Consider the following 24,638-nt stretch of genomic DNA (forward strand, 5'->3'; position numbering starts at 1 on the left):
TTAAAGTTTGAGATTTAAACCAAATGCCAGGATACGTTGTACAGGGAAATTAGAGAATGAACCCGGCGTTTCAGGATCACCTACTTTATAGTTTGTAAACGTTAACAGGTTTTGCGCGTTCACGAAAATACCTGCTCCTTTCATATGCGCCTTATTCAGAAAAGCAGTGGGTAACTGGTACGAAAATGAAAACGTTTTCACACGCAGATAGGTATCATCGCCATAAATGCCGCTCGATTGAGAAAACTTCAGCGCGGTGCCGATCGCAGCAGAACTATAGCTGCTTCCCAGACGTTGTAACTGTTTCACATCACCAGCCTCTTTCCAGTAATTATCCAATACGGCCACAGGCTGATTATATGCAAAACCCAGTTGGTTATCATTATATATTTCAGCCAGATAATTAGGCGCATTCTGACTGGCAAACTGACAAAAAACATAGAGGCTGAACTGCTTCCAGGTGAACGTGTTCCCGAAGCCACCCATATATTTGATCTCCTGATTGGCGACAGGCACCTGGTCTCCACCAGTAGAAGCTGGCCCGTAGATCGGATTGGAAGTAACAGTTCCGTCTTTGGCATAAAATTCAAAAAGACCGGTCTTCGCGTTCACGCCCTTATATCTGTATCCATAGACGATAGACGTTGGCTGACCAATTTCATACACATTCGCATAAGAAGAACTTGCCAGGTCCGGGAATGCCAGCAGTTTGTTGCGGTTGAATGAAATATTGAAATTACTTCTCCAGGAAAAATTCTTTCTTTGAATATTAGTAGAATTGATAGAGAACTCAAAACCCTTATTCTGAACGGTCGCATTCAAATTACCCAATACTGATGGCAAACCAACCTGTATCGGCAGAGGATAATCTACCAGCTGATCGCCTTCCCTGTTTCTGTAGTAAGTCGTGTTGAATAAAAGATGATTGTCAAAAAAGCCAAGGTCCAGAGATATATTCAACGATTTTTTCAATGCCCAGCTATAATCAGGATTATAAAGGTTTGCCGGATAACTTGGATTGATCCCCTGGAAATTGGGTAAATAAGGCGGGAAACCCTTGTATAAGGCCTGGTATTGATATGCCTTTATACCATCAGACCCGGAAGTACCATAGCTACCGGATATTTTACCATAACTGAATACAGACGCGATCTTTTTGAATATTTCCCGCTGAGAAAAGATCCAGCCAGCACCGACAGAACCAAAATTACCAAACTGGTTCCCCGGACCAAAATTGCTGGAACCATCCCGACGCCCCGTTAAATCAAAAATAAATTCATTATCATAGATATAGTTCAACCGGGCAAAACCTGCACTGTACCTGTAAATATTAGCGTCATCCATGGCGTTTACGATCGGAGCGCCATTAATTGATCCCAGAAAGTTATCGTTTGAATATCCCTGTCCGGTTACATAACTTGAATTGCTTGTATTCTTTTTATAAGTAGAACCCACCAAGACACTTAAACTACCTTTCCCTATATTCCTGTTGTAGTTAATTTGTGGCTCTATATTGATCGTTTGAAAATTGTTCGTGGAAAAGTTAGCCTGTCTGTTGATACGCGAAGGATTCTGCGACACACCTGGCTCTATGGAATGCTCATTCGTATTGTTCCGGTTATAACCGATATTCGTACTGATCGTTAAACCATTCAACACTTTGTAAGATATATTGAATGCGGCATTGAAATTATAATTCTCCAGATGAGTGGGTTGCTTCAGTGAACTATAAAACTGATACGAAGTCAAATCCACCCCCTGATAATTCCAGTTTAAGCTACCGGAAGGAGTCCGCAAATCCGGCAGATTAGGTTGTAACACTACATCATTCGCACCGCCAAATCCTGCGGAATTATTTTGTTCATATCCAAAATCAGTTGTCAAACCCACTGTAAGACGGTAATCTTTTGACCGGTGCGTCACATTGCTGTGGAGGGTATATCGCTGATCAGAAAAATCACCCGGATAATTATAGTTCGACCTGTTATAGCCGGTTGAAATGAGAAAAGTATTGTTAGCAGAACCACCGGAAAGACTTCCATGCACATCTACATTACTGGTATTACGTCCATAGATCACTTTCTGCCAGTTCGTATATTTATGCTGATCAAAAATTGTCAGATCAGGCGCATAAGCAAGATAATCGGTTGGATTACTACTGGGCGTAAGCTGGTCTGCCGCAAAAGCATCTTTTCTCAATTGCAGGTATTGCTCCGTATTTAACATCTTAACGGGACGACCCACTGAATTGAAACCAGTGTTTACATTCAGGTTAAAAGTAGTAGGCCCGGGTTTTCCCTTTTTTGTGGTGATCAGGATCACACCATTAGAGCCCTGAGTCCCATAAATGGAGATGGCAGCAGCATCTTTCAGAATGCTGATACTTTCGATATCCGCAGGAGAGATATTATTAAAAGGGCTGAGACCAACGCTCTGCGCAACACCGCCCGGATTGGATTGTGCAGCCACAAGGGAAGCAAACTGATTGACATTGTTGTTCTGTGAAGCGAACGGAACACCATCAATAATAAATAAAGGCTGATCATAAGGCTTGGAAGGGATATTCGTAGGGTTGAGATTCAATGTATTTTGTCCCCTGATCTGTACCAACACCTTCGATCCTGGTATGCCACTGGTGGCAGTGACGGCCAATCCAGGCACCTGTCCCTGAAGGGCAAGCAGCGGATTGGTGACGGGCTGTTTTTCGATATCTTCAGCAGTAACAGTGGCCATTGAGCTGATATTGTAACGTCTGAATGCTGTCCCGTAAGCGATCACCTGTACCTGGTCCAGTTGAGAAGTACCCCGGCGCAACATAAACCCTATACGCAGGTCGGCGCCATTATTAACAATGGTGACCTCCGATTTTTCATACCCAATATAAGTGGCTACCAACGTATATTTTCCCTGTGGTACATTCGGAATATTGAAATTCCCTTTACTATCGGTTTGCGCGGAAAAAGCTATTCCCTTTATCCCTACAGATGCACCCACCAAAGGATTACCCAATGTATCAGTTACAGTTCCGCCAATGTTTGCAGGTACTTTAAGGGCTGTCTTCAACTGATCGGTTAACTGGTCCATCATGGATGGTCGTTTTATGGTCACCACAACAGACTTGTTCTCTATCGTATAATTCAATGGCTGTCCTTCAAATATCCTGACCAGTACGTCATTCAGATCAACGTTCTTTATATTGATCGAAATTGGCTTCGCGTTTTTAAGATCGCTACCGGTAAATAAAAAGTCATACCCGGTCTGATTACTGATGTGATTAAATACATCCACCAACGGCGCGTTCTTTTCCGTCAGCGTGACCTTCTGTGCTAAGGAAGACGCACTTACATGCAACATGACCGTGGCCAATAGGAGAATGGTAAGCTTCATGATCAGCAGGAGTTTGCGGGCAGCGGGGCACGAACGCACCCGCCCCGAATTTCCAGGGAAAAAATTGTACATTTGTTCAAAGTTGGTTTAATGCGCTTTGCCTTGCATTTTCGAAGATGGCTGAGGCTGAGCGCGGTTCTAAAATGTTAAACGTTTTGGTTGACCTTCTTACATCCTGGTTGGCGCCGGGATGTTTTTTTTCAGGTATTTGGTTGATTCATCATTTACTTAATACTGTTACCCTTCTTCCTTCTATTTTGAAGTATACTTTATCCGATCGTTCTAAAATCCGCAACACCTCACTGATGTTGCGCGAACGGGCCACACGGCCATAGAAAACTTCATTGGTGATTGTCCCTTCATATTTGACTTCTATATTATACCAGCGGGAAATCTGACGCATAATAGCATCGATGGATTCGCCATTGAAACGGAACAGCCCATCTTTCCATGCGGTTGCCTGGGTCAGATCAGCGTTCGATTCCGTAAGACGCTCTCCTGTGAAGATCGCCTGGCTACCTGGCGACAAAGTCGTTTCATGTCCGGCAGCATTTACTTTTACAGCCCCTTCGATCAACGTTGTACGGGCGTCAGGATCATCGGTATAGGCAGTAATGTTGAATGTAGTGCCAATATCTGTAATGAGCTGTCCCGGGGTTTTAATTTGTAGCGGAGCAGCTGCATTGTGCGTCACTTCTGCATATATCTCTCCACTGATTAATTCAATCTCTTCTTTCCTGTTTTTAGAAAAAGCCTCCGGATAGCGCAAGGTAGTGGCCGCATTCAACGTAATCCTGGTGCCATCAGAGAGCTTTACGGTATAAGGCCTTCCCCCCGCAGGGATCTCTATTGTATCATAGACAGCAGTGAATCCCCCATTCGTAGCATCATAAGCCAGCTGCTCTCCTGAAGATTTCGTTACCTGGGTCTGCTCGATCTTACCATTGGCCGTACTGTCCAGAAGAATGATCTTACCGCCGGTTTTCAGAATGGCCATAGCAGAGAAAGGGGCAACATCCCTGTCCGCCTGATCAGGTTGATTTTTCCTATCGAGCAACAACCATGCACTGACACTTAACACCGCTAATGCAGAAGCTGCCACCGCTATCCGTGGCCAGAGCCTGCTGTGTTTAGCAGGAATGATCGCCGGCTGTAATCTTGCCCAGACTGCATCTGCATCTTCTACGAGTTCGGCTGATGAGTACTCGGCAGGATGTTGCTCCTGGTATTGAAGATACCAGGTCTCCAGAAAGGCTCTTTCCGCATCGGTAGCTGTTCCGTTATGTATTCTTGCTAAAAGGTCTTTAAGTTCTTGTTCCTGCATAAGAGTAGGATATTGTCTCCTTAATATTAGAATGACAATTAACTAAAGCGGAACAGGTAAGTAAAATGAAAAAAAATTTATTTAGGGTAGATGATCCACAGCAGATAAGCGAAAAAGCCCAGTTTAATACGAAGTATCTTCAGGGCATTGGTGACGTGTTTACTGACAGTTTGCTCCGAAATATCCAGTTTTTCGGCTATTTCTTTATGACTAAGATGCTGTTTACGGCTGAGTTCGAAGACCTCACGCATTTTAGGGGGTAATGCGGCAATCTCTTTTTCAATGAGCGCAATCAATTGATTTTCCCGGACCCGATGGTCCGTAATAGTTTGAGGTTGTTCAAGAAATTGCTGAATGGAATTAAAGTATTTCTCTTCTATCTTCTTATGCGTAATCTGATTTAATACAATGTTACGGGCAGACGTATAAAGGAAGCCCGCAAGACTACTCATGATCTGCAGCTGTTCCCTGTTGGCCCAAAGTTTCGCAAACACTTCGTGTACGATATCCTTTGCCTCTTCACGATTACCCGTCTTATTATAAGTATGGTTCAGTAAGACGAAAATATATCGGTTATAAATCTCAATATATGCCTGCTGGTCCCCCGACTTAAGTAAGTCCGCTAATTGCTGATCTGTAAATTGCTGATATACATTCACAACGGCAAAATTGTTTCTATAAAGTTAACAAAATAAAAAATCATTGTTAAATGTTAAGAATTATTTAGATACAATTAATACCATTCCAAATTGAGGATCAATACATATAATAATATCGCCATAGGACATGAAACCTGTAGCTTTCAATTGCATTATCCCTGTATCGATTGGAGGGTTCATCTATATTTGGGGAAGGGATGAGCATTTAAGAATGTTCAGCTGGAGAAAGCTCCCGGATCAGCAGACTTCCCAATGCTGGATTTCACCTCAGAATAACAGGGCGACGGCATATACATCGTAAAAAGCTATGTTGACGCCCAAAATAGCTTCGGAGCAATAATCAGAATGCATTATGTAGCAAAACTGAAATACAACGGTGGTGACTGGGCATCACAACTTAACTGGACATTGCTTGATCTTAAAACATCGGATCAATAAAAACATATAAATATGGTGCGATCACCTGCATATATTTAACTGTTAAAGTCCTCGATTAATTCGTCGCTAAGCACACCGGTACAGATTTCCCTTACTTCACCTGTCATCGTGATCCTATAAAGATCATCAACAGTGATCTGCAGGGTCCCTCCTAACATCTTTATCGTAACGCGTTCGTCGATAAGCCCCTTTTTTCGCAATACACTTGCCACTGCACAGGAAGAGGTGCCGGAAGCCAATGTGAAGCCAGCGCCTCTTTCCCATATTAATATCTCAACTTCACTTCGGTTGATCACCTTCGCAAACTGCACATTGATCCGGTTGGGAAACATCTCATAGTTCTCCAATAATGGTCCATAATGCTTAATCTCTTCGATGACTAAATCATCCTTGAGTACGACGCAATGTGGATTACCGACTGAAACACAATTCACATAAAACGACTTACCCTCTATTGAAATAAGTGTATCATCGACCTGCTCTGATGCAAATTTCGTAGGTATCAACGCTGCATCAAAAATAGCCTTTCCCATTTCTACGGTAACCGTATGCGCACGCTGGTTTCTTGTCTGTGCTATTTGCGCACTTACTATACCACCCTTCGTTTCGACAGTAAACGCTGTTTTAGTAACTACTCCGTAATCAAAAACATACTTACAGAAAATCCTTAACCCATTACCACTTTTCTCCGCCTCAGACCCATCGGGATTAAATATACGCAAACCAATATCTGCCGTTTCAGACCCACCCAATACCAGCACACCGTCTGAGCCTATACCAAAATTAACATTACAGATTCTCCGAATAGCCGCTGTAGTAAGCTCAAATCCAATATTTTGACTATCAATTACAATATACTCATTACCAAGTCCATGGATCTTAACAAAAGAATTCTTCTGCATTTACTAATTAATTTACTTCCTGGATAAATAACTAAAACGGGCAAGCTAACGACCAATAAGCCATTGAAAAAGCACGCCTTCATTGCCGGTTCAAAGATATAAATATATGGCATTTACATGCGGCATTAAATAAAATATGTAGCGCAATCAACCTCACCGGGAGCGGATATCTCCATCTTGCTTGGTAATGATCCGATTTTTTTGTAAAACCCATTATAACTTCGACATTAACGCTTTCGCTTCTTTATACTGGTCATCCTGGGCATTAATGTACTCTTTATACCGCATTAGATTTCCCAGATACTGTTTGGACAATGTAGGGTTCGATGTCTGAAAATACCTGGCCAGCTTCATTAATGCATCGAACTTATACCCCTGCTCATCATAAGCATCTCCCTGCGCAAGCCTGGTAAAAAACTTAATGGCCTCCGCTGTGTGCTGTAGCTTTTCCTGTATTACGCCTGCGTAAAACAATGTTGCCGGATGCAAAGGCTGTCCGGCACGTACAAGGGCTTGGGAAATTGTAGCTGCAAAACGCGAAACAGCACGATCTTCCAGCGTAGCGATCAAATCAAAGGCGGTAGGACTTTGCCAGATAGTATCTGCTGGAAAATGTTTAATTAAGAATTTCAACAGGTGCAAACCTTCCGACTTTTGTACGGCTGTTGTCATCGGACTAAACAGGCTTACAGTTGCGCCTGCAAAAGCGGCTTCGATATATATCCTGGAATGGCTTGTCTTTACCTGGCTTAAAATGTGCTCCTCTATACTTTTTAAGTTCCTGACAAACTGAACGGAATTGGATCGGGGTAAAATAAAATTTCGGATAAAAGAACAAACAAGCGGTGAATTAAGTGGGTTACCATAACCTAGTCTTGTCGATGCAGAGGGTATGTCACAGCTTGAAAGCAAAATCAAGGTCAGGTTCTTCGAAGGCACTTTAAGCAATAATGCAGCATCCGCATTTCCATAACCATATGCCCAATTCAAATCAATACCTTCAAAATTACACGTAAACCACCCCAGGCCATATGGACTACCAGGATAAAAAGGACCTGTTATTTTCTGATACCGCTGTTTTGAGATGAGTATCGCTGCATCCAATCCACCGGAGTATTTAACCAGGTCTGCCATACTGCTCATCATGCCATATCCTGGTCCGCACTCCATTTTTGTTATGTCCATGGGTTGGACAATAAATCGCTGAAATATATGATCAAAACGATAAGAAGGCACCAGATATTTTTTTAGTGCTGCATGTTCCGATTCAGCATACCTCACAAGTGTATGTGTCATCTTCAGGGGTTGCAGAATCCCACGCTCCACTTCTTTGGTAAAAGGACGCGTCATGCTTTCAGTATCTGCCGGAGGATTGAGGGCTGCAAAAGCATTAAACACAACATTGTATTTGCCGCCATTATAGATAAAGTTAGTGCCCTCAGGTCTGCTTTCCGAGGTCTGACTAAGAATATGTGCAAGAGTCGTTTGCCTGGTCCAGCGATCTTTTGTAAAGTATTTGTTAGGAAATTTGTCCACCGGATCAGTGAGCGCAAAGCTTCCTTTTTCCTCCAGCTCTTGCATCACAACCGAAGTAAAGGATTTAGTCAGAGAAGCAATACCAAACATATGATCAGGGGTGATAGGCACATTGGTATCTGTTGCCGCCGAACCAATACTATGAAAGAAAATCAAACTATCACCTCTGGCGATACCTACCGCAAGCGTAGGTAAATTCAGCCATTGAGCGTATTGATCAACTTCCGTTCTAAAATCACCCCATGTTTGTGCTTTTACATTTTGTAAAACCAAAAGCAGTACACTGAATAAAAAAGTTCTAAAACCAGCCAATATAAAAAGCAACGTTTACAAAACATCCATGAATTTAGGATCATTCTTCAATCCCTTTTCAAGATCCGCTCTGTGCTCCTCTCCCCATTTTTCCATCACTATTATAAGCGGAACCAGGTCATTACCCAATTTAGTCAACTTATATTCAACTTTAGGCACTTTGGTATTATACACCTGTTTTTCCAAAAATCCATGATTAACCAACTCTCCTAACTGCTTATCCAAAACACGGCGATCACCATGCTGGATTTGTTGCTGCAATTCACTGGGGCGCTGAAATCCCTGAGACACATAATAAATAAGCATCAGTTTCCATTTACCATTCAATAATTCCTTGAAGAAATGTAAACCACAATTTGTTTGAATAGGTGTCTTTTTCTTATACATGCAATTAAAAATTAGGTAAAAGAGGCATTAGTAAAAATACCCGCATAAAATTGTCCGGTATTGTCAGTCGAACAGCTTGCAAATAGCTTTGCATCTAAAATAAAGAATATGTTGAAGTTCACATTTTTAATCCGCCGGACTGATGGAATGAGTAAAGAAGCATTCATTAACTATCATCGGCAGCATCATGCTCCACTATTTATGTCTATTCCAGAATCTCAAAAGTACGTCAAAAAATATGTGGTATCTCATCCGACTGAAATAGCTGGATTTCCGGTGCCTCAATATGACGGCATTACAGATATCTACTTCTCTTCGATGGAAGATTTTAACACATTTTTCTCCAGTGAAAATTATAAGATAAAAGTCCATCCTGATGAAAGTAATTTTATCAATTTAAACGACGTGGTGAGTTTGGTGAGCGATGAAAAAGTAATGATCGACGTAACGACATGATAATCACTAAAACACCAAAGAATAGGCAGGCCGGAGATAATATCCCGGCCTACTTATCTGTATATTCTTACTACATGGCCGGGTCAATAAATATTTAAAATCAATTATATTACAGACAGGATTTCACCCCTATTTTATGATAAAAGCAACTATTATCCTGTTATTCCTCTCTTGCTCCGTTGCCGGACAAGTAATCCCTATCAGCGATCACTATCACCTGGAAATAAAAAAAAGTAATGATCTTACTGATTATATAGACATTACTGTTTACTCCAAAGACCAGTCTCCCCTGATACATGAATCAATAGAAAAACCTCCGTCTTTTGATACAAATCACCTGTTCATATATCAGGACTATAACTTCGATGGTCATAAGGACCTTGCGATTTATACCGGCCCTTCCAATTGTAACGAAGGCAACAGCTACAATATTTATCTCTGGCAAGAGGACAAATTTAATTATCATGACGCCCTGTCCGACCTGATTAATCAACATTGCGAACCTATTGAAATAGATACACAGCGACAACGCCTGAAGACAAAGCTGTTAAGTAACTGCTGTTCACTTGAATCGGAATTTGCGATAGTAGATAACAAACTGGTTGAAATGGCATCTGTGATGCATTATTATAACAATATAGAAACCCCTTTCCTATATACAGTAACGACAACAAAGTATAACAAAGGAAAAAAATCTGAGACAGAAGAGCGATATTTTCAGGGAGATAAGCTTTACTCATTCTCATTGGCAAATAATAAAAAACAGGTGGTTTTCGTTGACTATGATTCCACACTTTATTATGCTTTCCTCACTAATGATGAGCATATTGAAATGTACTATCCGCGAAACCAGGGCGACTTTACCATCAAAAACAAAGTGATAACATTTAAGAACGACAATGTTATCTATGAAATTTCACCCTCTCGCGTACTGGTAAAGATGAATGGCCATGTATATATTATGGCGGGAGATAAGACCACGGTACAGGGGAATTGGGAAGATCTAAGAAATTTTAAAAATGTTCACATACTTGACTAACTAACATGACAGCAAACCATTCGGCATAAGTATATTATCACCACAGATAGTCCTGCGTATGCACATTAACCCTACTCCAATGAGGTCATTGGCAGCAGTAATCCATAAAACCTTATTTCATCAGTTAGTGATGAGTCTGCGGGTGTAACAACTTGAAAAGCTCCTGCTGCAGATCCTCGTTTTTGAATTTATTCAATTGCGCTGTTTCAATCTCGTAAAAACCTGTCTTTTTACCTAAAGTTCCAATAACGAAGGAATGTCCGGCTTGTGCTGGTTCGCCGGTTTCGGGGTGCTTTTTAGAAAGCGTTACAACAACATCTTTGAATTTAGACATACTATAAATATAACGTAAAATCAGACATCCCGATTGATTTACAAGGTTTTATTTGAATCCAAATTATCCTTCTGTCAGACATGTAGTTTATGTTCCATATCTCGGTTTTTCCCTCAATCTGCTATTTCAGATAATCCCCCCGCACTATTGCGTCCAATTAATCTTAAGAAAACCATAATACAAACGCCGGAGATATAATACCTCCGGCGTTTGCCTGTTTTTAATGCTTTATCAGGAACAATAAATAACCCTACTATTGTGCCAGCTGCCTGAGCTTATACACATCATGCGGCACACCATAAGCGTCAAAAACCTCTTTACGGTTAATAAAACCAGGATCTTGTGCCACCGCATCTGCTGCTGCCAGCAAGGCTTTCTTTCTTATAGGCGTTATGTCCTCCAGCGCATCCTCATTCTTAAACAATACAGCGAATATTGTCCGGAGGTAAGTGAGCTGTTGCTGCCAGTTCAACGTAGGCAAGGCAGCAATCATCGGTTCTATATTATTTTCCAGGGTCTCCGGACGGGATTTACGCAATACGATCAGGATATATTCCTTTATATCATAAATACCACCGATGAAAGGAATCATATTACCATAATCCTCTTCAATAGCTTCATGATTTGTCAATGCCTGCAGCAACTCTGACAACCAGACATCCTGCGCATCCTTTCTTTTCAGCAATGTCAGTTGCGCCGCCATAACAAAGCGAACAAAAGCATTCGGTTCAGTAGCGAAAGCGGTAGCAAAAGTATCGATCAACTTATCACTTTCCTGTCTGAGTGCATAAAAATCAGATAATGAATAAACGGCGTATCCTCTTCGCTCACTGATGTGTTCAGTATTTTGCCATTCAGCCATCAGGAATGCCTCTGTTGCTGTGCTACCGGTATAAGCCAGTATATACTTGGCCATACGGGATGTATCCTGTTCGTCGCTAACTGCCATTTGCAGCAGACGGCTTTCAAGTGGCTTAATGGTATGGATCAACTCTTCATACAGATCTTCATCCTCACTGATATAGGTCAGATCAAGAACATCATATAAATGCCTGCACAAACGCATCTGTACCTCCGGTAAATGGTCATAATGCGGCACCATACGCGCCAGTATAACCGATACCTTATAGGTAGATTCATATACACTTTCCTGATGCTCTATCTCCATCCAGATAATCCTGTTACTCATCTTTACGATCGCCTCATCTTCGGAGAGTAACCCTTTAATACCAAGCGGTAATTTACTGCCGCCGCCCATAGCTGTACCGATCGTCTCCCAGTCTATTTTATCCAGTTCAGTCTGCAGATAGGCTGGAACTTCCAGCTCCTGTAACCGCTGACTGGTATTAAACTGGTCATAGTACCGGTTGAATTTTGCGACAATAATCTCCCAGTCAGTATTGTTTGTTTTTGTGCTGTAGTCAGCCGATACAGGCATAAATGCATTCCACTTTGTCAGTTTATAGCGTTCATCATCGTCCTTTGCTACCGTTATCTGCCGCAGTTCCTTCCCTGTCTCATCATACAAGCGCCATATAGCATTATCATTGTCTATAGCTGTAAGGTCAATGAGGGTCTGACCTCCTGCTGCATAATACTTTACACTGGCCGGGAAGGTGTCATCTTCTTCACATAAAAACGCTTCACATACCAGTGCTCCATTGTAATACCTCCGCTTATGAAATTCCGACAGATCTTCTTTACGTGTCGAATAGAGCTGCTGCCCGGTCTTATCAAAAAAGATCTCTTCTACATCTTTCTTATTTTTCCGGTAAACAGTACGGCTTTTCACTACCGGCGTATCCACATTTGTATAGTAATAGGTAGTATTCAGGTCCTGCTGCTCGGGTTGATTGTACTCGTTAGAACGATAGAGCTTCCCATCAGTATACTCATGATTTTCAATGACTGCACCGGCTGTACTATACTGTCTTTTTGTAATATAGTTTCCATCCAGGTCCCATTCAAAATATTCGCCGATAAAACCAGCTCTACGGATATCTACAGTACCCATTACCCAATATGCTGCCCCAAATTGATTTCTCACAAAATGGGCACGTGCTGGCACAGTTGCCGGCCTTTCAGGCAGCGGATCGCCATCAGAACTAACGGGATTACGTTGTCTGTCAAAATATCGTTGCGCCTCGTAAATAGCTTCATCTACATAATCAAACTCTGCTATCCATACGTTTGCGGCTTTATCTGCGCCACCGGGAGGGAATGGTTCAATCGTAGGGTGATCGCTTTTTATGATACGAACGGTCCCCAGAAATTTTGCCCCTCCATACCAGTTGCTTTCTTCTGCCAGTGTACCGTCGGCGTGAAAACGCTGTACGTGGTATGGCGGAGCGCCATCGCCATATTCAATTGTTACCCAAAGATATCCTTGTTGGTGCCATCTTCTCCAGAGGCCTATTCTTTGGTCTTTTTCATTTGTCTCTCCGAGGAGCCATTCTTTGTCCTGTTCATTGTAAACTGCTCCTTCGGGAATGTGTACGGGTTTTTCCATTGTATTTGAGGTGATGGTTATAACGCCGCCAATATATTAAATTTTCACACTACATTATAATAAAAACAGCTGTAACAACTAGCTTTTTATAAGGCTTCCCACCTATATCCATAGCTTAACAGAGATTTTCTCAAAAATTCTTCATCTTTGGGAAAATCCAATTTAGAAATGAATTACTATCGATTGCTTTTGTTGTTACTCCTTGGTAGCATAACCCAGCTCGCATCCGCTCAGAATAAAGTTTTACTTAAGATTTCAATGGATCCCGGCAAAACCTACAAAACCCATATGAATACCATCATGGATATGGAAATGACGGTTAAAGGCGATTCAGCTATTATAAAACAGTTAAGTGCCAGTGGCATGCAGCTCCCTATCTTAATGCATATGGACCAGCACTTCGGGACTACAACGAAGACCGGTCAACAGCGGGCAGATAAAAAAACACCATTGACTATGACTTTCGACCAGATGAGTATGACACAGTCTGTTAGTGGTCAGGAAAGTGCTCAAAACGAAAACCCTTTTGCAAACGCAGTTATTGAAGGTACCACAATAGGAGATGGAAAAATTTCCATTGACACCATCAAAGGAGAACTGGATGATGCGCTGAAAATATCAATGCGGCAAATGGTGAACAACCTCCAGCAAAGTATTAAGTTCCCTGCAGAAGAATTAAAGATCGGCGATTCTTTCGATATGGAAGTGCCGATGAACCTCCCGATTCCACAGGCGGAAATGAAAATGATGCTCGTTACAAAATATATACTGAAAGAGATCAAAGACCATAAAGCAATATTCGATCTGAAACAGAATATTACTATGGACATGAGTATCACACAGAACGATAGCAAAGGAAACGGGGCTGGTACAGGTACTGGAACAATGATATACGATATCAATAAAAAGATAGCAGAACAGTCTGACTCAAACATCCAGTTTCAGTTTGAATTTGGTGTATCCGGTCTGACCATGAGTGCAACCTGCAACGGTAAGACAAACGTGAAATGTACCGTTGAATAAGCCATTCAGCCTGGATGATTTTATAAATGTATCAAAACAAAAACCTGCTCTATGAGCAGGTTTTATTTTGATGCACATCGCATCTCCCTCCAGAAAAAATCACTGTTCTATAAAAATATTATCTGCCTAAACATTTCCGTAGCTGTTGGACTGTCCGCCGTCAATTGCGATAGTCTGACCATTAACATAACTACAATCATCACTCAGCAGGAATACAACCAACTTTCCTACTTCCTCCGGCAAACCAAGTCTTTTCGTTGGATTCGCCTGTGCATATTCTGCTTCCGCTTTCTTTGGATCTGCCGGATTTACCTGCTTAAAGGCCTCTGCTACCATTGGTGTTAGAATAGCACCAGGAGCAATCGCATTCGTCAGTATCCCGTATCTGCCATATTCCAGAGAAGCATTTTTTGTAATACCAGCCACAGCATGTTTAGTAGCCACATAAGGTGTCTGATTCATCACACCTCTGATACCACCTACCGAAGCAACATTCACAATCCTCCCATATCCTTGTTGCTGCATCACAGGAATCACATACCGCAGGCCATAATAAACACCCATCAGGTTAATATCCACGACTTTTTTGAATACTTCCAGGTCATACTCAATCAACGGCGCCTGTCTTCCCTCAATACCCGCATTATTATAAAATCCATCGATCGTACCAAACGCTTTCACGGTCTCATCTACATACTTTTTCACAGCTGCTTCATCAGAAACATCTGCCACCAGCGTAATGATTTTTGTATCCGGGTACTGTTCCTGGATCACTGCCTTCGCTTTTTCCAGCGATTCCCCATTATAATCCACAAGAGATAATTTCGCTCCATTCTTTGCTGCCTCTAATGCTGCCGCATAACCAAGCCCCATAGCCGCTCCTGTAATAACAATCGCCTTATCTTTTAAACGTCCCATCTATCTATGTTTTTAATGTGTGAAAACCAAAGCCGTCATACGGCTGATCAGATCAGCTATTACCCGCTCCCGGGGAACCGCTGCCTGTAGCTCTAAGTTCCCGGAAAAACAGTTCTAAATGCAGCACAATCTGTACATGCATTAGCACAATCTGAACATGATGGATTTGTTGTGATTATACACGAAAAGACAGGCTTTCCTTCTCCCTGAATTCCTCGGGGGTGATTCCTGTTTGCTTTTTAAAGAATCGTGCGAAATAAGACTGGTCACCAAAACCAAGTTGATAGGCAATTTCTTTAATAGGTAATCTGCCATGAAACAATTCACGTTTTGCTTCAATAAGCAAAAGCTGGTATAACAGCTGACTAATGGTCATCCCTGTTCTTTCCCGAAGGATTTCATTGATCCTTTTTGGAGTTAATCCAATCTGCTGTGCATAAAAACCGGCAGATCTTTCTTCCGTATAATGTTTTTCCAGCAGCTGAAACAATTTTATAATGCGGCTATCTTCTCCTGCTGTAATGGATCGCTGATGATTAGCAAAACGGTAAAGCTGCCACAAAAAGGCGCTTGTATACTTCAACAACAACGTATGGTCATTCTGCCCCTTATTTTCGAGCACAATCAGACTAAACAAATTTGTTAACGCTTCCTTCATTTGACCGGGAATGAGTATCCCATCATTTGCAAAGGGCAAAAATAGTTGCCTGAGAAACGGCTCTTCTATACGATGAAAGAACGATGTGGAGAAAACAATCGTCTTTGCCTTTGGCAAGACCTCAGATGGAATGGAATGTACCTGATTTCTTCCTATCAGATAAACCATATTTTCTCTGATAGGGTAAGATTCAAAATCAATAAAATGAACACCACTATCCTCAGTAAACCAGACAATCGCATAAAAGTCGATCCGGTGACTGGGCCAGTGTTCCCCAAATGCCGTACTTTGATCGGATGCCAGAAACTGCAATGCCGGTAAAGTATGCAAAGGAATATTACGGGAATTCTTCATTGATGGCCATGTTCGCCTCCGAAGGTACATCAAGCCCCTGACAAAAAGAGACGCCACATGAGTAAAATCCCGCTTTATTACAGTATCTCCGTGAGCTTATCCAACATCTTACCCCAGGCAATCCTGGATTGTTCTACGAAACTCCCCCATTTTCGGGACATCTCATGGGTAAGCGTAAGTTCACACCCGTCAATGATGGGTGCTATTTCTATTATCACATCTGAGCTGTCAGCACCCTCCTCTTCCACCTGCCAGGTGAATACCAGGCGCCGCGGATATGCGATCTCCACATATTTGCCGATATGATTGATCAATTGCCCATCCCGGCGAACAAGATAAGAGAAACTACCTCCCTCCCACGGTTCATTGCTCAGACTGACAATCTCTTCATCACGCAATTGCGGACCAAACATAAACTTTCCCACCATTTCCGTACTGAGAAATGCATCAAAAACACGTTCAGGAGATACAGAGAACAAAGCGGTGGCAACGGCCTGTACTGGTAATCTGGTAGTCATAACCTTATTTTTTGACATAGTGACAATAAGGAGAACGCACTAATTTAAATCTTTGTTTCCGAACGGAGTACATAATTACCTCCAATACACTCGTTGAGTTCGCTCTGATAGACAGTACATTCTCCGCCTGGCTACTATACAAACAAAAGGCCAGGATAATGTCGATTATAGTTAAAAATTAATAATCCCTGCTATTATTTAAAAACATCTCTCATATAGCAGAACATACATCAATCACTTAGCATCCGGATCAGAACAAAGGATAATGCTTCGCAGCATAGGCACAAGGCAATCCGATCGCAATGATCAGTATAGCAATATTAACAAGTGCAAATAAGGCCGAAAATGGCCGCGGTTCGGCTTTCGAAAGCGGAAGTATCACCAGGTTCATGATCACCCATACAAAGAGTCCGTAAATGACCGCATTTGTAAGCACCATCGTATCACAGGGAAACAATTTCGGGAAAACAATAAAATACAATGCTGTCCAGCATAAAGCTATAAGATAATGAAAACAAAGTCCGAGCAACGCCATTTGTGTACCGCCGCTGAATGCCCTGGGGCCTAAAGCAGCACTGGTAATATATCTCAGCAATATAGCAGGCTTCTGCTTGCTACGGGAAACGAAGAGTAATATCGCTGCAAGGAAATCCAGGCTACCAGCTATCAACCCTGTAATAATAATGACCATCTTTTTTAAGGTCAAAAGTACTGCCCGTAGGATATTCCTGTTTTGTAAAAATGCGACAATTCAGAAGGAAGAATACCTGCATACTTTTTAAACTCATTGGTGAGATGTGCGTGATCATAGTAACCAAGCTCGAACGCAATACGCAGAAGACTCTCTCCCGGCACTCTTGTTAACGCATTCTTTTCCGCTTCATGCTGCAAACGCTTCAATACCTCCTGAAAGCGAACAATACGCAGAAATTCCTTAGGAGGAATACCCACATTCTTTTTGAAAATACGTTCCAATGTCCTGTTACTTACATGCATCTCCTCTGCCAATGCATCCACAGACACCTGACCCCCTGAATCATACATTCGCCTGCGTAACAACAGAAAATCATATTTCCCCACATTTTGCAACACCTCAGGACCTGACCGGTCACCCAGCCATTGGTTTAATCTTACATCCAGCTGTTCTGCATGCTGCATCAATGTACGCAATCCCTCTTCCGGAAATTCCATGACGGCATCAACCACCGGTTGCATGTCCTGGGAGAATAACGTATAAAAACCACCTGGCAAGAAGCGAATACCTGTCAATAAACACGGCGCATCAGTTTTAAGCACTCCATAGGCCGTCATTGTTCCACCCAGATATAATCGTCCGGGGTGTAAGGGAATTGCTGTCTGTTCACCCTCCAGCGGATAAAAATAAACAGTGTTTTCTCCCGCATTACAAATCAGGTCGGCGCAACCATCGGCATAGATCCTCCTGCCGGCAATGCCGGTACCTGGCTCCATCTTTCGCACCCAATAGGCAGCGATATGCTCACGCCAGCCGATGCCTGGTAAAAATTCGGTAACACTCATTCTGGGAAATTACGGATTATTCAAATTTTAGCTCTCCATTCCTGTATTGAACTGTACAACCGTGTTCTTCATCCCAGGTCCTGAAACTGATACTAATAGGACCTTCTTCTTTATCAGGTACATAAATAGAACTCACTTCCACAAAAAAATATAACTGTTCCGCATCTGTTAACTCAGGAAGCTCATAATCGGGTTTATGCAGCTGATAAAGCTCCCACAAATACGCTTTTAACAAAGCATTCAATCTATGACTTTGCGATTCCATTTCATGTACCCTGGAGATCTGCTCTTTTGTGATACGATTATCTATAGATTCTACATCCAGTCTGGCAAGTTTAAAATTAACACACATCAAAGTGGTATTGATACCCGCTTCAAATGTGTTAAATGCCGCATTGTAAAAGAATTCAAAAGGGAACCTATAATGCATCCAATAACCATTTGTTGCGATGGATGGCGGCAAATAGTGATCAGACTTCCTGACACCCAGCGATGCGTACAGGTTGAGAAGCGCATCCATTTCTTCGTGTGAAACAGGTACTATATCATTCTCCGTTGTTCTGGCTATTCTGTTCCGGAAATCTACATCAATCCCTCCAACTACCTGACTATCCTGCGCGAAAATAATAGCCGCATCAAAACAGGGATACTTACCTCCGGGAAAATACCTGACAGACGCTATGTCAAACACTGACTGAATCTGCTGTACATCAACAGGTGTTGTAATTTCAACAAAAGAGGGGTTAATATCTCCATTATGATCCAGTATTGAGTTAATCAACAACTTTTCATCAGACGATCTCACCCATTCAGATCGTTCACCTTTATCAAGGATATATGATTCATGGTATTGATACTTTCTGTGAAACAGCCGGACCTTGTTGAATTGGATGTGTTGAATGTAGGTAGATGCTTTCATATGTCCCTTCGGTAAACTGCACATGCTGTGCCGGTACAGGTATTGGATAATTACAAACCGAAGATAACAATACTTTAATAGGTATACCTTTTACTTTTGTCCCATGACGCCGAGATGGGTAAACTTAAATCCTTCTGAGCGTTTCAGACCGTAGCCCAATAGTCTGTCCAGACTACTATGTCCCAATAAAATAAGCCCCGCCATTTCCACATATGGCTGCTGAAGTAACAACCCGATACCCCAGACAGTAACAGCCACCAACTGATGATGAAAGAGATTATACACAAATGCACCAACTTTATTATTAATGACATATCCGATCATCCCCATATCCGGCGCCAAAAACAGCAATATCCAGGCCCACCAGGCAAAATGCACAGGCAGCAGATTCAGTAAAACAACTGACAGTATAAAAGGAACGATGGCTTCTGCCTGTAAGAGATATTTCATAGTGTTGTATGTTTTTGATAACACAAAGATCGAACACCGGTCCCCTTACAAACGTTAACAAAAGATAATAAAAACAGGAGCTGCTATTTTTTTTGTACACGGCTACGGATCCGGCTCAGACTCACCGGCGTGACGCCCAGATAGTTAGCAATATAATGTTGGGGAATCCGCTCGACGATCTTTTGTTTATTACCCTCCAACAATTCCAGATAGCGCTCTTCCGGACTCAACATGAGTAGTCCTGCCATACGTTCCTCTAACCCCATAGCAATATACTCTGCGACGAGCCGCCCAAACCGCTCCCATTTCGGGGATTGATCATAAAGAGATTGCAGGTGTTTATAGGAGAAAGCAAGCAATCTGCAATCTGTCAATGCCTCGATAGTTAACCTGGATGGTTTAGCTGTTATCGCACTAAAATAAGAACTGATAAAATGATGTTCAAAGTAGAAATAGGTTGTCTTCTCCTCACCGTCACGGGTATAATAATGCCGCATATTTCCTTCAAGCACGATGCCGAAATCCTGCTCCCGTTGCCCTTCATCAATCCATTTCTCCCCTCTTTCCAGTGAGCGGTAACGGATATCTGGTGTTAATAGTTCCCATTCTTCATCGGTTATTGGTAAAAACCGCTGTATAGCCGTTCTTAAAACATTAAGGTCTTTTTCTTCCATGATGTGCAAAAAATTACAATTATCCACCTATTCAGATAAGCCTTTGCGGATGGCCTGCAAATAGGTCTTCTTATTAGACTTAGTGAATGTGATAGTCCGGCATTTATTGAATCGAACGAATGCTTTTAAGGCCTGGATCAATTTCTCAATCGTGCTTTTATCAAGATCAACCGCTTCAAAATGAAGATTGTGCACGATCAGCTCCTTTTGCTTACGATCGGCCTTGGCATCCATTCTGGCTATAAACGTCTCACCTGCAAGTATGGGTAATGAAAAATAACCGTACAGGCGTTTGGGAGCAGGTACAAAACATTCGATCTGATAATCAAAATTGAAAAAGTCCTTCAACCGGTGACGGAACACATTCAGCACATCAAATGGAGACAGGATAAAAACATCGTTGGATAGCTGTATGTTAGTTTTCTGACCGGGAAGCATATAGAATGGACCTTTAAGATCGTCCACCGTCACTCTTTTTAACTCCTTAGAAGACGTCATTATCTCCAGTTGCTTTTTAACCAGGTTCCCTTTCACACGACGGGCACGCCAGGCTATTTCTTTCGCGGATGCAATACCAAGTGCTCCCAACGTACGCCGGATGACAAAACGGGCATATTCTTCGTCAGTGGGTACACTTACATCTGTATCCTGCGGCACCAGATTAATCGGCAGGTCATAAATCTTCTGAAAAGCTTTCGTCCGGCTGATCATCAGACTCCCGGTGAAATATAACCTTTCAAGCACCACTTTTGCGGGCCGCCAGTCCCACCAGCCAGAACTGGCCTCCTGACGATCATTTTCAAAATCGCCTACCTTAACCGGCCCATCCCGTTCTACCTGGTCCAAAATTTCTCTCATCAGCTTCTGTTCCGCCTGGGTAAATGGTCTGCTATGTACTTTAAAAGCTTCCTTTACGGGCAATGAGAAACGGAAGTCGTGCATGGGCAGAAAGCCGGCGTCCGATGTCATATATTCAAAGACACGGCCATCCTCACAAAGATCTGTCAGCCATTCCAGCTGATAATCAGGTATACGTGCCGCCATTACATGATGATGGGCACGCTCTACGACGTAGTTCGTATCCAGCTGCACAAAGCCTAAATGATCAATTACCTGATAAACAGCCTCAGCGCCAGTCCCGAACTGTGCCTTTCGGGCCAGACCGGCAGCTTCCAGAATGATCTTTCGCGCCTGTTGCTTTGTAAGAACAATAGATTCCATTACACTAAAATAAACAGTATTTGCATTAACAGATCATCAACTATCTGCCAGACTCACCAGATAATATGACTAACAGTACCTATCATCTGGCCTCCTTCAATACCTGGCTGACATTTGGCCGGAAACAACTTTCATTCTACTTTCGCAAACATGAGTTACTATATACGCATTCTGGGGACGGAAAATCCGGATATTCATTTAGATGATATTTTAGAAGCACTGGACGAAGACGGCCTTAGCGCCAAAGTGGATGCCCTCAAAAATGAGCAGCCCGAAAAGTGGACGCATATCGAATTAAAGAATGAAAAGAATAAACTCCTGGCCGTAATTGAGCGGGATGCCGTTACAGGTGACGGAATGGGCAAAGAAGAACTGGACGAATTCAGGGCAAGCATCCTTGATTTCCAACCAGCCAGCGCCGCTAAATGGCTGAATAGTTTCTTTGACCGCGTACAGGTTATTTATGCCTTCAGGTTGTTGCCGATAGCCATGGAAGATGATAATTATGATATTATCACGACTGTGCAGACCTGCATATGGGAAAAAGTGAAGGGGATCCTGCAGGCTGACGAAGAAGGATTCACCAATGAAGAAGGCTATCATATTTTATGGCAGTTCCCTGATGACGCTGACGGCGACTGGAATTGTGCAGTATTAAATGCAGATGGTAAATGGGAAAACTTCTCTATGGACCTGGCTAATAAAGAGCAGCAAAAAGCTTTTAAACAAGGGCAGATACCGACAGGGGCGAAAAAACGTTCATAGCCGGCACAAGAATGGCTAAACTATATTAAACGATCAAGCCTGCTCTAAGAGTAGGCTTGACCTAAGCGCACATCATACAACTTCAACACCTCACTATGCGCTTTAATAAACGCCGGCACTTTCTCCGCTAACTCCGTCAATGCACGTAATGCATTCCCGATCTCAGGTAGCACCTCTTTCATTTCAAAATAGCCAGGTGAAAATAAGGCTGAACAGATCGCCTGCATCAATGCCTGCTGATGTGACAACTCAGATGAAGGTAGTGCCATCATCAACGATCTGATATGTTTTGCCAATGCAGTACCATTTGTGTTATACAATACATCTATCAGGTATTGCGGTACACCATCTTCCCCTATAAAAGGCTGCATATGTGCAAGCTGAGTGATGGTCTCTCCTCCACTGGACAAAGCATTTATTATACACATTACCCAGCTATCAGCTGCATTATTATCTGCGTTTCTAACCAGAATAATGGCTATTATCAGCTGTAGCAACTCATCTGTCACTGCCTCAAATGCAGGCTTCAGATCAGCTTCCATTTTTTCTGTTTCGTCTGTCAACTCATACAGCCTTCCTAAACAAAACAGCGCATGGGCTCTCCGCGCTATCGTATAATTAGTATCCTGCCATTCCGTTTGCAGGAAACCCATTGTTTCCGGCTGATTCTTACCGACATGTATCAGTATACATTGGGCCTGACGGGCGATTATTGGTTCTTTAGCTCCGGCCCGTTGCAATAGCTGTGGGATCAAAAATGCCATGGATGATATCATCTCCTCATATCCATCTCTGCGAATATTCGGTTGTATCATTATCTCATATAAAAAACCGAATAAACGCGCTGCTACGACCGGGGTATGCATACAATAAGGTAACATACGGGCCAGTATCGTCGCTGTCGTATAAGTCGCTTCAAAAACATCTCCCTGATATGCGATCTTCCACCAGATCCACTTTGCAGCTGCTGTCGCAATTTCATCATCTCCGGATAACACGCCGTTTATTTCCGCCGGCAACTCCTCTCCTGCTCCATTCGAAGTTTCAATACGCTTCCAGTCTATCTTGTCCAGCTCTTTTTGAAGGTAATCGGGTACAGGCAATGATTTAATACTGTTGCTGATCAGATACTGCTCATATTCCTTCCCGAAGTTTCGGATAATCGCATCTAAATAAGATGCAATAGTCGTATGTACCGGATCTAAAGTCGATCCAGGTATAAAATAATCCCATCTGTGCTTCTCATTAACAAATGCTTCTTTATCCAGTCGCATCGTCAGTAAGGCTGCTCCTGTTTCATCATACATGCACCAGTTACCGGTACCGTCACCGTTAGAATGGTAGTCTATGAGGATAGCGCCATCAGGGTAAAAGTACTTTACGCTCACTGGTACTTGCTTCGCATCACCCGGGATGTGTACAATTTCATAGACCAGTATGTCATTGTAATATTTTCGGGTCAGCAGGTTGGGGATATATTGCTGGCGGACAAAGTAAAGCAGCTTTCCTTCCTCATCAAAGTACAGTTGCTTATAATCATTGCCATTGTAGGCATAATGTCTGCTATGTCGGAGTACCGGAGGATCGGTATGCTGATAATAATCATAGCTGATCTTTTCAGGTACCACATCAGCTATGAATGCTTCTTCCGGCATACCGGTATCCCGGTTATAATGCCTTTTTAACAACAAATTGCCGGCCATATCCCACTCTGCATATTCACCGGTATACCTGTTCTTCCAGGGATCAAATTCACTCATTACCCAATGTGACAGGAGCTGCTTTGAACTATTTGCATCCACGAAACAGGCACGGGTAGGAACTGTTGAAGGACGCTCAGGCAAAGGAGCACCTTTTTCTGTAACCGGATGGTATTGTCTGTCAAAATAACGCCGGGCATTGTATGCAGTTCCTTCCTCGGTATAATCATATTCTATTGCCCATATCAGCGCATTGCCTTTGGTATAACCACCAGGGAAATATTCAGGTGTGGCATGCTCACTTTTAATCCAGCGATAACAACCTATCCATTTATTTCCGCCAAGCCAGTACCCCTGCTGCGCAAGCGTACCATCAGGATGAAAACGTTTATTTAAGAAAGGGGGAATACCATCACCATAGTCTGCTGTAGCACAATGATGCCCATCTATATGCCATGCGTGCCATATACCAATCTTCTCTCCCTGTTCGTTTTGTTCCCCCAGCATCCATTCTTTCCATTCTGCATTCCAGACGGCAGCTAAAGGAATATTTTTATGTTTTTCCATCGAATACTATTGGACTGTAGACACAACTTATGCATAAAATATAAAATTC

General features: G+C 42.4%; 22 protein-coding genes. 4 read left to right on the forward strand and 18 right to left on the reverse strand.

The genetic code is table 11. From position 1 onward, the window contains the following. From BMZ72_RS27080 to BMZ72_RS27105, 6 genes are all read right to left on the reverse strand, one after another. Entirely contained in the window at positions 1–3,387 is a 3,387-nt protein-coding gene (locus tag BMZ72_RS27080; protein ID WP_218155290.1) for a SusC/RagA family TonB-linked outer membrane protein, read from the reverse strand. A gap of 220 nt (positions 3,388–3,607) precedes the next feature. Further along, a complete protein-coding gene (locus BMZ72_RS27085) occupies positions 3,608–4,711 on the reverse strand; it encodes a FecR family protein (protein ID WP_089812971.1) in 1,104 nt (367 codons plus the stop codon). 77 nt (positions 4,712–4,788) lie between these two features. Beyond that, on the reverse strand, positions 4,789–5,370 hold the full coding sequence (locus BMZ72_RS27090; protein ID WP_089812973.1) for an RNA polymerase sigma factor: 582 nt from the start codon (positions 5,368–5,370) through the stop codon (positions 4,789–4,791). Positions 5,371–5,843: 473 nt separating this feature from the next. Then, positions 5,844–6,710: a diaminopimelate epimerase gene (gene dapF / locus BMZ72_RS27095; protein ID WP_089812975.1), complete on the reverse strand. Its 867-nt coding sequence runs from the start codon at positions 6,708–6,710 to the stop codon at positions 5,844–5,846. A 213-nt stretch (positions 6,711–6,923) separates the two neighbouring features. Further along, positions 6,924–8,558, reverse strand: coding sequence for a serine hydrolase domain-containing protein (locus BMZ72_RS27100; protein ID WP_177222945.1), 1,635 nt, complete (start codon positions 8,556–8,558; stop codon positions 6,924–6,926). 15 nt (positions 8,559–8,573) lie between these two features. Continuing rightward, the gene (locus tag BMZ72_RS27105; RefSeq protein ID WP_089812979.1) at positions 8,574–8,945 is read right to left on the reverse strand and encodes a winged helix-turn-helix transcriptional regulator; all 372 of its coding nucleotides are present in this window, start codon (positions 8,943–8,945) and stop codon (positions 8,574–8,576) included. A 108-nt stretch (positions 8,946–9,053) separates the two neighbouring features. Here BMZ72_RS27105 and BMZ72_RS27110 point away from each other — a divergent pair, with 108 nt between their 5' ends. Together BMZ72_RS27110 and BMZ72_RS27115 are read left to right on the forward strand one after the other, a co-directional pair. Then, a complete protein-coding gene (locus BMZ72_RS27110) occupies positions 9,054–9,401 on the forward strand; it encodes an EthD domain-containing protein (protein ID WP_089812981.1) in 348 nt (115 codons plus the stop codon). A gap of 136 nt (positions 9,402–9,537) precedes the next feature. Then, positions 9,538–10,440 carry an XAC2610-related protein gene (locus BMZ72_RS27115; RefSeq protein ID WP_089812983.1) on the forward strand — a complete coding sequence of 301 codons (903 nt, stop codon included), beginning with the start codon at positions 9,538–9,540 and terminating at the stop codon, positions 10,438–10,440. Positions 10,441–10,564: 124 nt separating this feature from the next. On the opposite strand, the gene BMZ72_RS27120 is transcribed toward BMZ72_RS27115, so the two are convergent. Together BMZ72_RS27120 and BMZ72_RS27125 are read right to left on the reverse strand one after the other, a co-directional pair. Then, the gene (locus tag BMZ72_RS27120) at positions 10,565–10,774 is read right to left on the reverse strand and encodes a hypothetical protein (RefSeq protein WP_089812984.1); all 210 of its coding nucleotides are present in this window, start codon (positions 10,772–10,774) and stop codon (positions 10,565–10,567) included. Between the two features lie 253 nt (positions 10,775–11,027). Beyond that, positions 11,028–13,283 carry a hypothetical protein gene (locus BMZ72_RS27125; protein ID WP_089812985.1) on the reverse strand — a complete coding sequence of 752 codons (2,256 nt, stop codon included), beginning with the start codon at positions 13,281–13,283 and terminating at the stop codon, positions 11,028–11,030. A gap of 288 nt (positions 13,284–13,571) precedes the next feature. Between BMZ72_RS27125 and BMZ72_RS27130 the strand changes: the two genes are divergently transcribed. After that, complete coding sequence (locus BMZ72_RS27130) at positions 13,572–14,306, forward strand: hypothetical protein (protein WP_143087799.1); 735 nt, start codon at positions 13,572–13,574, stop codon at positions 14,304–14,306. 126 nt (positions 14,307–14,432) lie between these two features. Here the strand turns inward: BMZ72_RS27130 and BMZ72_RS27135 are convergent, their stop codons facing one another. The 9 genes from BMZ72_RS27135 to BMZ72_RS27175 all read right to left on the reverse strand — a co-directional run bounded on the left by BMZ72_RS27135 (position 14,433) and on the right by BMZ72_RS27175 (position 21,557). Then, complete coding sequence (locus BMZ72_RS27135) at positions 14,433–15,224, reverse strand: SDR family oxidoreductase (RefSeq protein WP_089812989.1); 792 nt, start codon at positions 15,222–15,224, stop codon at positions 14,433–14,435. Positions 15,225–15,399: 175 nt separating this feature from the next. Continuing rightward, positions 15,400–16,194 (reverse strand): AraC family transcriptional regulator, encoded by a 795-nt coding sequence (locus BMZ72_RS27140; protein WP_255373303.1) that lies wholly within the window; start codon positions 16,192–16,194, stop codon positions 15,400–15,402. A gap of 119 nt (positions 16,195–16,313) precedes the next feature. Further along, positions 16,314–16,754 (reverse strand): SRPBCC family protein, encoded by a 441-nt coding sequence (locus BMZ72_RS27145; protein ID WP_089812993.1) that lies wholly within the window; start codon positions 16,752–16,754, stop codon positions 16,314–16,316. 250 nt (positions 16,755–17,004) lie between these two features. Further along, positions 17,005–17,445: a hypothetical protein gene (locus BMZ72_RS27150; protein ID WP_089812995.1), complete on the reverse strand. Its 441-nt coding sequence runs from the start codon at positions 17,443–17,445 to the stop codon at positions 17,005–17,007. Between the two features lie 11 nt (positions 17,446–17,456). Continuing rightward, positions 17,457–18,293 (reverse strand): helix-turn-helix domain-containing protein, encoded by an 837-nt coding sequence (locus tag BMZ72_RS27155; protein WP_089812997.1) that lies wholly within the window; start codon positions 18,291–18,293, stop codon positions 17,457–17,459. A 16-nt stretch (positions 18,294–18,309) separates the two neighbouring features. Then, positions 18,310–19,212: a DUF6985 domain-containing protein gene (locus BMZ72_RS27160; protein WP_089812999.1), complete on the reverse strand. Its 903-nt coding sequence runs from the start codon at positions 19,210–19,212 to the stop codon at positions 18,310–18,312. Between the two features lie 90 nt (positions 19,213–19,302). Further along, the gene (locus BMZ72_RS27165; protein ID WP_089813002.1) at positions 19,303–19,662 is read right to left on the reverse strand and encodes a DUF4260 domain-containing protein; all 360 of its coding nucleotides are present in this window, start codon (positions 19,660–19,662) and stop codon (positions 19,303–19,305) included. An 83-nt stretch (positions 19,663–19,745) separates the two neighbouring features. After that, positions 19,746–20,336, reverse strand: coding sequence for a Crp/Fnr family transcriptional regulator (locus BMZ72_RS27170; RefSeq protein WP_089813004.1), 591 nt, complete (start codon positions 20,334–20,336; stop codon positions 19,746–19,748). A gap of 27 nt (positions 20,337–20,363) precedes the next feature. After that, positions 20,364–21,557: a winged helix-turn-helix domain-containing protein gene (locus tag BMZ72_RS27175; protein WP_089813006.1), complete on the reverse strand. Its 1,194-nt coding sequence runs from the start codon at positions 21,555–21,557 to the stop codon at positions 20,364–20,366. A gap of 150 nt (positions 21,558–21,707) precedes the next feature. Here BMZ72_RS27175 and BMZ72_RS27180 point away from each other — a divergent pair, with 150 nt between their 5' ends. Then, entirely contained in the window at positions 21,708–22,322 is a 615-nt protein-coding gene (locus tag BMZ72_RS27180; protein ID WP_089813008.1) for a hypothetical protein, read from the forward strand. 44 nt (positions 22,323–22,366) lie between these two features. Here the strand turns inward: BMZ72_RS27180 and BMZ72_RS27185 are convergent, their stop codons facing one another. Next, on the reverse strand, positions 22,367–24,589 hold the full coding sequence (locus BMZ72_RS27185; protein ID WP_089813010.1) for a hypothetical protein: 2,223 nt from the start codon (positions 24,587–24,589) through the stop codon (positions 22,367–22,369). Positions 24,590–24,638 lie beyond the last annotated feature (49 nt).

Source organism: Chitinophaga sp. YR627, from assembly GCF_900114995.1.
Classification (GTDB): domain Bacteria; phylum Bacteroidota; class Bacteroidia; order Chitinophagales; family Chitinophagaceae; genus Chitinophaga.